This window comes from Kitasatospora sp. NPDC096128 (assembly GCF_040303105.1).
Taxonomy (GTDB): Bacteria; Actinomycetota; Actinomycetes; order Streptomycetales; family Streptomycetaceae; genus Kitasatospora.
In genome coordinates this window covers 1-9,689 of record NZ_JBEOSP010000088.1, presented here as the reverse complement: position 1 = coordinate 9,689, position 9,689 = coordinate 1, and the positions used below count along the sequence as shown (strand labels likewise).

Annotated in this window: 12 protein-coding genes and 2 pseudogenes; 5 read left to right on the top strand and 9 right to left on the bottom strand. The window is 71.5% G+C overall.

The features are described 5' to 3' along the window. From ABTY61_RS41030 to ABTY61_RS41020, 3 genes and pseudogenes are all read right to left on the bottom strand, one after another. Positions 1-71: pseudogene (locus tag ABTY61_RS41030) on the bottom strand (phosphatidate cytidylyltransferase); the annotation flags it as partial. A gap of 25 nt (positions 72-96) precedes the next feature. After that, the gene (locus ABTY61_RS41025) at positions 97-603 is read right to left on the bottom strand and encodes a hypothetical protein (protein ID WP_350510350.1); all 507 of its coding nucleotides are present in this window, start codon (positions 601-603) and stop codon (positions 97-99) included. Between the two features lie 186 nt (positions 604-789). Continuing rightward, positions 790-1,506, bottom strand: a complete 717-nt coding sequence (locus tag ABTY61_RS41020) for a hypothetical protein (protein ID WP_350510349.1) — start codon at positions 1,504-1,506, stop codon at positions 790-792. Positions 1,507-1,803: 297 nt separating this feature from the next. Here ABTY61_RS41020 and ABTY61_RS41015 point away from each other — a divergent pair, with 297 nt between their 5' ends. After that, complete coding sequence (locus ABTY61_RS41015) at positions 1,804-2,220, top strand: peptidase inhibitor family I36 protein (RefSeq protein WP_350510348.1); 417 nt, start codon at positions 1,804-1,806, stop codon at positions 2,218-2,220. Between the two features lie 148 nt (positions 2,221-2,368). Here ABTY61_RS41015 and ABTY61_RS42125 read toward each other — a convergent pair. Together ABTY61_RS42125 and ABTY61_RS41010 are read right to left on the bottom strand one after the other, a co-directional pair. Continuing rightward, a pseudogene (locus ABTY61_RS42125) lies at positions 2,369-2,527 on the bottom strand (ImuA'/RecA-like NTPase); the annotation flags it as partial. 151 nt (positions 2,528-2,678) lie between these two features. Next, on the bottom strand, positions 2,679-3,146 hold the full coding sequence (locus tag ABTY61_RS41010) for an ArsI/CadI family heavy metal resistance metalloenzyme (protein ID WP_350510347.1): 468 nt from the start codon (positions 3,144-3,146) through the stop codon (positions 2,679-2,681). Positions 3,147-3,235: 89 nt separating this feature from the next. Here ABTY61_RS41010 and ABTY61_RS41005 point away from each other — a divergent pair, with 89 nt between their 5' ends. The 3 genes from ABTY61_RS41005 to ABTY61_RS40995 are packed head-to-tail and all read left to right on the top strand — an operon-like array spanning position 3,236 to position 4,809. Beyond that, complete coding sequence (locus ABTY61_RS41005) at positions 3,236-3,607, top strand: ArsR/SmtB family transcription factor (RefSeq protein ID WP_350510346.1); 372 nt, start codon at positions 3,236-3,238, stop codon at positions 3,605-3,607. Beyond that, entirely contained in the window at positions 3,604-4,350 is a 747-nt protein-coding gene (locus ABTY61_RS41000; protein WP_350510345.1) for an aquaporin, read from the top strand. The genes ABTY61_RS41005 and ABTY61_RS41000 overlap by 4 nt, the downstream gene beginning before the upstream one ends. 39 nt (positions 4,351-4,389) lie before the next feature. Further along, positions 4,390-4,809 carry an arsenate reductase ArsC gene (locus ABTY61_RS40995; RefSeq protein ID WP_350510344.1) on the top strand — a complete coding sequence of 140 codons (420 nt, stop codon included), beginning with the start codon at positions 4,390-4,392 and terminating at the stop codon, positions 4,807-4,809. A gap of 278 nt (positions 4,810-5,087) precedes the next feature. Here ABTY61_RS40995 and ABTY61_RS40990 read toward each other — a convergent pair whose 3' ends face one another. Together ABTY61_RS40990 and ABTY61_RS40985 are read right to left on the bottom strand one after the other, a co-directional pair. Continuing rightward, positions 5,088-5,912, bottom strand: a complete 825-nt coding sequence (locus tag ABTY61_RS40990) for an SAM-dependent methyltransferase (RefSeq protein WP_350510343.1) — start codon at positions 5,910-5,912, stop codon at positions 5,088-5,090. A 215-nt stretch (positions 5,913-6,127) separates the two neighbouring features. Further along, positions 6,128-6,697, bottom strand: a complete 570-nt coding sequence (locus ABTY61_RS40985; protein WP_350510342.1) for a maleylpyruvate isomerase N-terminal domain-containing protein — start codon at positions 6,695-6,697, stop codon at positions 6,128-6,130. A 519-nt stretch (positions 6,698-7,216) separates the two neighbouring features. Between ABTY61_RS40985 and ABTY61_RS40980 the strand changes: the two genes are divergently transcribed. Then, positions 7,217-8,578 carry a M64 family metallopeptidase gene (locus ABTY61_RS40980; RefSeq protein WP_350510341.1) on the top strand — a complete coding sequence of 454 codons (1,362 nt, stop codon included), beginning with the start codon at positions 7,217-7,219 and terminating at the stop codon, positions 8,576-8,578. Positions 8,579-8,667: 89 nt separating this feature from the next. Here the strand turns inward: ABTY61_RS40980 and ABTY61_RS40975 are convergent, their stop codons facing one another. Continuing rightward, a complete protein-coding gene (locus ABTY61_RS40975; protein WP_350510340.1) occupies positions 8,668-9,027 on the bottom strand; it encodes a hypothetical protein in 360 nt (119 codons plus the stop codon). Positions 9,028-9,068: 41 nt separating this feature from the next. Continuing rightward, a complete protein-coding gene (locus ABTY61_RS40970; RefSeq protein ID WP_350510339.1) occupies positions 9,069-9,428 on the bottom strand; it encodes a hypothetical protein in 360 nt (119 codons plus the stop codon). Positions 9,429-9,689: the final 261 nt, after the last annotated feature.

The following is a 9,689-nucleotide window of genomic DNA, read 5'->3' as shown; positions in this document are numbered from 1 at the left end:
ATGATCCCGCCGTGGCCGGGCAGCAGCGTGCCCATGTCCTTGATCCCGAGGTCGCGCTTGATCCTCGACTTCACACGCCAGTAGAGGACGATCTAACTAACGGGAGCTCGCCTGCTGCTCGGCAAGGGCCGGGGTGGTGGCGGCGCGCCAGGTGGCGATGAGGCGTGCGGTCTTCGCCTCCAGATCTGGGTCGCGCCAGGAGCCCCGCAACCCGACCAGGACTGGCAGGTAGAAGAACCCCTTGGTGCGGTGTTCGACGCGAACCAGGTCTGGGGCATTGTGCCGCTCGTTCTTCTTGACCACCTCCACGGCGGTGATGTCCGCCCAGTCGAAGCTCTGGCCGAACCAGAGCGGGCGTCGCCACGACAGCGACGTCTCGTCGAAGCTCACCCAGGCGAAGTTCCCGGCGATGAGCGCGCTGGCGAAGAAGAGCCCGAGTAGCACCATGAACGGCCCGCCGACCGCCGTACGCGGGGATACCGGTCCCGAGGCGGTCAGCGTACGGAACGCGATGTAGGCCGCGAAGGCCAGGAAGAGGGCACCGAAGAGCCACTGACGCCGCTGCTGCGCGGGCCAGAGCCGGTGGTTGGTTCTGTTGTTCACCGGCTGATTGTCGCAGCACGGGCAATGGCCCCGGTGCGTACCGACGGCCTGATGCCGCGGCCCGTGATCTGACGGACGAGAGGAGGCACTCATGCGCCGGGCCTGCCCCCCAGGGGGGCAACAGAGGCCGCGACGGGGCGGGCCCCGTCGCGGCCCGCGGATCACGGCCCGGTGCGCTCTCTTGTCTCAGTTGCCCAGCGGGTGGAGGGCCGAGTCCAGGGGGTCGAGCGACCAACCGCCGCCGCCGGGGTGGCAGTTGAGCGCGGTGTCGGGCGTGCCGGCCGCGTTGGTACCGGTGTTGAAGTTGACGTTCGGGGTGTTCGGCAGCACGCCCATGTAGTACATGCCGGCCGACGTCCACACGCACTGGTGCAGGTTGAGGAAGCGGTTGCCGGTCAGGTCGAAGGACTTGACGGCGGAGTTGGCGAGCGTCAGCGTCCAGCCGCCCCCGCCCGGGCTGCACCGCAGCGCGGTGTCGGGCCTGTCGGAGACATTGGTGCCGGTGTTGAAGTTGACGTTCGGGGTGTTCGGCAGGATGGCCGTGTAGTGCTGGCCGGCCGAGAAGTACACGCACTGGTGGACGTTCAGGTAGCGGCCGGCGGCGAGGTCGAACGCCTTCACCGCCGAGTTGGCGGGCGCCGGCTTCCAGCCCCCGCTCCCCGCGCCGCAGGAGAGCGCCGTGTCCGGCGTGTCGGAGACGTTCGTCCCGGTGTTGAAGGGTGCGTCGGCGGTGTTCGGCAGCAAGTTGGTGTAGTGCCCGCCGGGGCCGTAGTACACGCACTGGTGGACGTTCAGATAGCGCGCGGCGAGCCGCGGCCCCGGCGGTCCCGCCACGGCGGCGCTCCCCAGGACGAGGGCGGCAGCCCCCGTGACCGCCGCCACGGTGATCGACGATCTACGCACGGTGCACTCCTCCCGAACCCGCGCCCCACCCGTCAGGGCGTGCACGCACCAAGCTACCGGGCACCGGCAGGAGCTGTGGGCCGACGCCGGGGGCGCGTTGGAGCGCCCAGGCCGCGCGATCTGCGCCAGGTGCACCGCCGCCCGAGGTGCATTCCCTCCAGGACATTGACCACTCTTGGCTTGCGAACGAATACTTTGAGTCGCCGCTCGGGTGTCAGTCGCTGATGGGCTCGCCGGCGAAGTGGAAATATCCGAAGGAACAATCCGTGCGCAATCCACGAGCTTTGAGGAGTTCCCATGAAGTCACGCGTCCTACGTGCCGCCGGCGTGGCGGCCCTGGCGGCCGGACTGCTGACGGCGCCCGCGTACGCCGTCCCGACGGTGCAGGCGGAGGACCTGGCCACCGACACCTATCTCACGAACGGGCAGGGCACCAGCAGCTGTCCGTCGGGCCGGCTGTGCCTCTACCGGGACGTCAACTACAACGGGGACGGCAGCGCCCCGATCCTGGTCACCCGCTCGAATGTGTCCTACCTGGGTGCCTACAACTTCAACGATGCAGCCAGCTCGTACTACAACAACTCCAACATGCCGGTGGTGCTCTACCAAGACGCGGACTACCGGGGCGGTCAGCTGGCGATCCGGTCGTGGGGATACGGCAACCTCGACAGCTCCTGGAACGACACGGTGTCCTCCCTGCAGTTCTTCTCGTAGACTCCCGCCGCACCATCCCCGCGGCCGGTGCGGCCGGTGCGGCCAGGGAAGACGCCGCTCCGCGCCCTGCACCGCGCCAGGGAGTGACAGCCCATCGGATCCGCCCTACCCAAGACGTCAGGCGCAGCTCGGCGGTGCCCGGCCAGGCGTCGAGGGTCGGGAGGGTGGTGCCGGTGATGCGCGGGAGCTGTTCGAGACGGGCGAGCTGCCGTGGGACGGGCGGGCTGGTGGGGCGCAGGATGGCGGTCTCACAGCCGTCAGCGAGCACTGCGGCGACCTCCGCCCAGTGGTCGCCGGGGTCATCCACTTTCCGGACGCTGAACTTCACGGATCAGGCGTGAGCTGGGCTGATGCGTCGCGTAGGCGTCCGTGAGGCGCTCAGTCCGGTGCTGCAAGGCGGTGAACGGCGGGATGGCCTCGCCCCCGTCAGAGGGCAAAGCCATCGGTGTTGCTGAGGGTCAGCCGCAGGCGCATCCGGCCGCGACGGCCGGTTCGGTGCTCTGCTCGGTGCTGGTGCAGCAGGCGCTGGGGGCGCCGTCGGCACTCTTGCCGAGGGTGGCGGCATCGGCCTTGACGACGTAGACCTCCCAGGGTTCCTTGCCGGGGCCGGTGACCCAGACCTTGTCCTGGAGGGCATAGCAGCAGGAGGTGTCGTTCTCCTCGAAGGTGGCCAGGCCTGCGTCCTTGACGCGGCTGGTCGCGGCGGTGACCTGCTCGACGGTCTCGACCTCGACGCCGAGGTGGTCCAGGCGGGTCTCGACGTCGGGCTCACCCTCGATGAGGACGAGCTTGAGCGGCGGCTCGGCGATGGCGAAGTTCGCATAGCCCGGGCGGCGCTTGGCGGGCTCGGTGTCGAAGAGCTTGGAGTAGAAGGCGACGGAGCCTTCGAGGTCGGCGACGCGCAGGGCGAGCTGAACGCGGGACATGGCGGTTTCTCCCGATCCGGGTCCTTGATTCGACGGCTGTCGATATGGTCGACGTTGCCACTCGCATAGATGACTGTCAACATAGACGTATGTCGAATCTGGAGCTTGAGATGCTCGGCCAGGACGACGCGGCCGCGTGCTGCTCGCCGATGGTCCGCGAGCCGCTGGACGAAGAGGCCGCCGTCGATCTGGCGAAGATGTTCAAGGCCCTCTCGGACCCGGTGCGGCTACGGCTGCTGTCGCTGATCGCCTCGCATAAGGGCGGCGAGGCCTGCGTCTGCGACCTGACCGGCCCCTTCGACGTGTCCCAGCCGACGATCTCCCACCACCTCAAGGTCCTGCGCGAGGCCGGCCTGGTCGGCTCCGAGCGCCGGGGGACCTGGGTCTATTACTGGGTGCTGCCCGCCGCGCTGGCCAAGCTCTCCGCCCTGCTCCAGGCCCCCGCCGGGGAGTCCAGATGACCGCGATAGCCCCGCTCGGGCGCCGGGCGGCGGTAGAGTTCGTCGGGACCGGCGCGCTGGTCGCCGTCGTGGTCGGTTCCGGCATCCAGGCCGCCAAGCTCTCCAACGACGTCGGCGTCCAGCTGCTGGCCAACTCCCTTGCGACCGTGTTCGGCCTCGGCGTGCTGATCCTGCTGCTCGGCCCGGTCTCCGGCGCCCACTTCAACCCGGCCGTGACCCTGGCCGCCTGGTGGACCGGCCGCCAGGGCGGCGACGGGCCCGGCCTGCCCGAAGTCGCGGCCTATGTCCCGGCCCAGATCGGCGGAGCGATCGGCGGCGCGGTGCTCGCGGACGCGATGTTCGCGAAGCCGTTCGTGGCCTGGTCGACGCATGACCGCTGGGCGCCGCATCTGTGGCTGGGCGAGGTCGTGGCCACCGCTGGCCTGATCCTGCTGATCTTCGGCCTGGCCCGGACCGGCCGCGCGCACTTCGCCCCGGCCGCGGTCGCCTCCTTCATCGGCGCCGCCTACTGGTTCACGTCCTCGACCAGCTTCGCCAACCCGGCCGTGACGATCGGCCGCGCGTTCACCGACACCTTCGCCGGAATCGCCCCCGCCTCCGTGCTGCCGTTCATCGCCGCCCAACTCGTCGGCCTGGCCGTCGGCGTCGCCCTGGTCGCGGTGCTGTTCGGCCGCCCGGCCCCGGCCGCCGAGGACGTCGTCGTCCCGTATGACGACCACCAGCCGGCCCCGGCCGCCCGCTGACCCCGCAACCTCCAGCCCCGAAGACCGAAGGACCCGTTCGTGAGCACTCCCGCCGTCCCGTCCGTGCTGTTCGTCTGCGTGCATAACGCCGGCCGTTCCCAGATGGCCGCCGCCTTCCTCACCCGCCTCGGCGGCGACCGGGTGCAGGTCCGCTCGGCCGGATCCGCCCCCGCCAAGAGCGTGAACCCGGCCGTGGTCCAGGCCCTGGCCGAGGTCGGGATCGACATCTCCGCCGAGATCCCGAAGGTCCTGACCACCGAGGCCGTCCAGACCTCCGACGTGGTGATCACCATGGGCTGCGGCGACGCCTGCCCGTTCTTCCCGGGCAAGCAGTACTTGGACTGGAAGCTGGACGACCCGGCCGGCCAGGGCGTCGAGGCCGTGCGCCCGATCCGCGACCAGATCGAGCAGCGCATCCGCGGCCTGCTCGCCGACCTCGGGATCGAGCCCGAAGCGTGACCACGCGCCGTTCATCCTCCTCTTCGCCGTCTTCGAGATGCCCGTCAATCTGATCGCCAGCGGGATCTCAACGCGGCCGGGCTTCGAGCAGGTCGACTTCGAGCGCGGCGATGCGTTTGTCGACGAACCTCAGGTTGGAGCGGGCGCCCTCCCCCGTGTATCAACGGACTTGGTGATGCCCTGCAGGCCCCGGAGGGCATCCCCGAAGCCCGGCGTCGCGAGTCCGGGCAGCGGCCCGCGCGCGTACTCCGAGTTGCTCGGGCCCGCAGGCCTGCAGCTCACCGCGCGGCGGTGCGCACCGCCTCGATGAAGCCACTGGTCCGGCCGGCTCCCTCCGGCAGCGGGCGGCCGTAGGCCTCCCCGACGTCCGCGAGGGGCGTGGTCCGGGCCTCCCAGCCGTGGGCGTTCAGCCACTGGTCGGTGTCCGGCCCGAGCCCGCCCTGCCAGAGCTCGGTGACCTGGGCCAGCGCCGGGTCGTGCGGGGTCCGGGAGACGTCCCGGCCCCGCTCCATCAGCAGCCGGCTGCCGGGGGCGGACAGCGAGCCGACGGCCGCGAGCAGCCCCGCCGCCTGCTCGGCGCTCAGGTACACCACCAGGCCCTCGGCCAGCCAGGCGGTGGGCCGCTGCGGGTCGAAGCCCGCCTCGACCAGTCGGCGCGGCCAGCCCGGGTCCAGCAGGTCGCCCGGCAGCACGGCGCGCCCGCAGGCCGGCGCGGCACCGGCGGCGTCGAGCACCTCCTCCTTGAAGGCCAGCACCGGCGGCAGGTCCAGCTCCCACAGCCGCGTCCCGGCGGGCCAGTCCAGCCGGTAGGCCCGGGTGTCCAACCCGGCCGCCAGCAGCACCACCTGGTCCGCTGCGGCGGCCAGCAGCCGGTCGTCGTAGAAACGGGTCCGCAGCATGACGTGCACGGCCAGCCTGGCGCCGAGTTCGCTGCGCCGCCCCTCCTCGGGGGCTTCGGTGGGCATTCCGGCGGCCTCGGCGAACCGGGCCGCGTACGGGTCGGTGAACAGCGGCTCGGGCCGGGCGCCCTCGCGGGCCCGCACCAGTGCGGCGTACAAGGCGGTCCGCGAGACGGGGCTCATCGCATCAGGCGTCGACGTCATGCCCGCCAATCTACTGCCGCTCACAAGTCCGCTCCGGCCAGGGTGAATTCCTCGCGCACTCCGCCGTTCCCCGGCGTGAGCCGAGCCACGCCCGGCGTCGCGACGGCTGCACAGCGGGACGTCCGGGGCCGGGCAACGGAACGGGAGACGGCGCCGACCGAGGAGTACGACGTCGGCTGGTGTTCTCACCGCATAGGTTCCCCGGGTGGGTGCTCTCAGTCGGATCGTGCTGCCTTCCAGATCCACGATGTCCGGCGGGGAAGGCCGTCCAGTGCCCGGCGGCCGGTGCACCAGAGAAGCACCTGGACGGGATCTCCGGATGGGGCGTCGGGGAAGAGGCGGTCGAGCACAGCTGCGCACAGCGGCGCCGGGGGCAGCCAGTCCACTGTCAGTCCCTGCGTGATGTCGTGGGTGTGCAACAAGATTTCGGCGACGCCCATGGCCGCGAACCCTTCGGGGTCGCATGGACCCCAGTGCCAGGCCCGCATGGTGGGGCTGGCGGTGGCCAACGCGCTGCTGAGAAGCCGGCCGCAGGCGGTGACCGTCCGGAGCACCTCGATCGGTGAGGCGGTGGGGTGAACGTTCAGGTCGAAGGGGAGGTAGGCGTCGGCGGCCCCTGATGCCACTTGTCCTGCGTAGGCCAGGAGGTCGTGTCCGATGTGCGCCGCTGTCTCCCGGCAACTCCACTCGAGCGAACCTGCTGGCACCGTCCAATCCGCGGCGGTGTGGGGGCCGAGCGTCCTGAGCATCTCCGCCACGGCCGTGTCGACATCCTGATATTTCATGCGGAGCTCCTTGCGAGGTTCGGGCTGTGCGGCTGCGCTGTGTCTGCGGTCTGCGGTCTGCGGTCTGCGGTCTGCGGTCTGCGGTCTGCGGCATCATCGCCCGCCGATACCGCACCGAGTCGGTGCTGCCCCGCCGCACGATCCTCTGTAGCTGCTGGCCTTCTGGTCCGTGAGCCTTCGTACCCTGACCTGCTCTGCCATCGCACCCCTCCCGAGTTGACGTCTCGCGACATCCAACCGGCCGAGAGCCCTCCAGCGCCAACCCGGCGAACCTCTGCGGCCAGAGCACCAGGCCTCTTCCAGTGGCCGCTGGTCATCACCCTGGTCATCGCCGTCGTGTGCCGGGCGGGCGTGGCGGCCCGCTGCCATACCATCCTGTTCGGCGAGTTCTCCGGATCCTTCTGACCGGCCACCCCGTCCGGCCCCGTACTACGCGGCACCGTCGGATCCCGATGGATTGTCAGGTCCCGAACAAGGGAAGGAGCCTCCCCATACCCACCGCCCACCGGGAGGACCTCCGTGCAGATCAGGACCAGAAGAGCGACCAGGACCGCGTCCGCCCTGCTGACCGCCGCCCTCTCCGCGGCCCTCCTCGGCGCCGCGCCCGCCTGGAGCGCGCCACCCGCCTCCAGCCCGCCGGGACACGGCACCTCGAACACCCCGACCGCGGACGGGCCCCGGCACCCGGTGGAGGCCTTCACCGAGGACGGCGCCATCTCGCGCGCCACCGCACCTGCCGCCTCCCCTTACCTGGCCGCACCGCCCGCCGGCCTCACCGCCCCGGGCGCCGACGGCGACGGCGAGGTCACCTCCCTCGTCCACAACGGCGAACCGGCCACCAAGCTGGACGTGGTGGTGATCGGCGACGGCTACTCCGCCCAGGAGCAGCAGAAGTTCCGCACCGACGCCGCCGAGAAGTGGCGGGAGATCACCGCCGTCGAGCCGTACGCCACCTACCGGGAGCTGTTCAACGTCTGGGCGGTGTCCGCCGTCTCGCCGGAGTCCGGCGTCACCGGCGATCCGGACCAGACGACCGTCCGGCACACCGCGCTCGGCTCCTACTTCTGGTGCGACGGAGTCGAGCGGCTGCTCTGCGTGGACGAGAAAGCCGTCGAGCGCTACGCGGCGAAGGCACCGCAGGCCGACCTGGTGATCGTGGTGGCCAACAGCGCCAAGTACGGCGGCGCGGGCTACAACGACGTCAAGTCCCCGCTCGGCTACGAGGGCATCGCCACCGTGGCGGGCGGCAATGCGAAGTCCGGGCAGATCGCCGTGCACGAGACCGGCCACTCGCTGGGCAAGCTCGCCGACGAGTACGCCTACGACGCCCAGGGCACCTACCAGGGCGACGAGCCGCCCGAGGCCAACCTCAGCACCCTGACCGCCGACCGGATGCGCACTCAGGGCACCAAGTGGTCCCGCTGGCTAGGCCAGTCCTCACCCGACGGCGGGACGGTCGACAGCTACGAGGGCGCCGGCTACTACCCGAAGGGCCTCTACCGGCCGACGGAGAACTCGATCATGCGCTCGCTCGGCCACGAGTTCAACCTGCCCGGACGGGAGGCGATGATCGCCGGCTTCTACCGCCACGCCACCCCGCTGACCAGCGCCACCCCCACCGGCCGCTGGCTCACCACCGACGACCGCCTGACCGTCGACCTGCCCGTGCCCGGCACCCTGCTGCACTGGTACCTCGACGGGCGCGAGCAGCCCCGGCTGCGCGGGCGCACCGCCCTCGACCTCGACGCGCTGCACCTGACCGGCCCGCGCTCGCGCCCGCACCTGCTCACCGCGGTCGCCACCGACCCGACCCCGGCCGTCGCGGACCCGGCCCTGCGGGCGGAGCTGACCGGCACCCTGTCCTGGCTGGTGACCCGCTAAACGCGAGTCCCCCCGTGCCCAAGCCCGTCAAGCTCTGAGCCCGTCAAGCCCTGAGCCCGTCAAGCCCGGCGTCCTGTCGGGCCTGGTCGTCAGGGCGCCGGCACCGGGCCCGGCAGCGGTCCGCCGTCGGGCCCGGGCCGCCAGATCCGCCCGTCGGGGAGGTTCTGGCGGGCGCCGAGGAAGTAGTCGATGCCGTCCTCCAGGCCGAGCGGCCCGAGCAGTTCCTGCAACGGCCCCCACAGCTGCGGCGGGACGGGCCAGGAGCCCGTCATCATCCAGTCGTCGCCGCCGAGTTCGGCCGCGAAGAGGTGACGGATCCGGAGGTACTCCTCCCGGCCGAGCCACCGGGAGGAGTGCTGACGGTCGTCCGCCCCGTAGCCCTCCAGCTCCCAGAGCACGTTCCGGCCGTCGGCGAAGGGGTACTCGCGCTGTGCGTGATCGCTGTCCACGCCCGCACCCTAACAACCCCCGGCTGACCGGCGAGAACGGCTCATGTGGCCGGCCGACGGCGCTCCGGGTCCTCCGGGGGCCGGCGCCGCAGCGGCGCCAGTTCGCGCTCCAGCGTCCGGACGTCCCGGGCGATGCACGTCGCGAGCTCCTTCGACCCGGCGTCGCCGGGCAGCCGGCGCGTCCAGGACCGGGGCTTGGCCGGACCGTCCTGGACCATGTGGAAGGTGAGGCCCACCACCGCGCCGACATCGGCCAGGCTCACCAGGATCCGCGTGTCCGCGAGGTCGATGGTCACCTCGTTGCCGATGCACGAACAGGCCACCAGGCCCTCGATCTCCTCCTCCGCCAGGTACCTGGCCAGCGGAACCGCCCTCCCCCGGACCAGAAACGGACGTACCACCGAACCCATCGGACCCACCCCCTCTCGCCGTACGCGTGCCGCCCGGCCGGACGCAAGCGCGCCGCAACGGACCGGGCCCCGCCCATGCTCCACCACCCCGCAGCAAAGCGCCAACTCCCCGTCTCGCCTAGTGATTTGAGCGCAGGCACCGACCGGCGCACCGGCGCACGCCCGGGCGCACCGGGCGCTGGACCGGGCGGCGGGCCGGGCGGCGGAGCGGCGCTGCGGCCGCGCCCGGCCCCGGGGGGGGGGGGGGGGGGG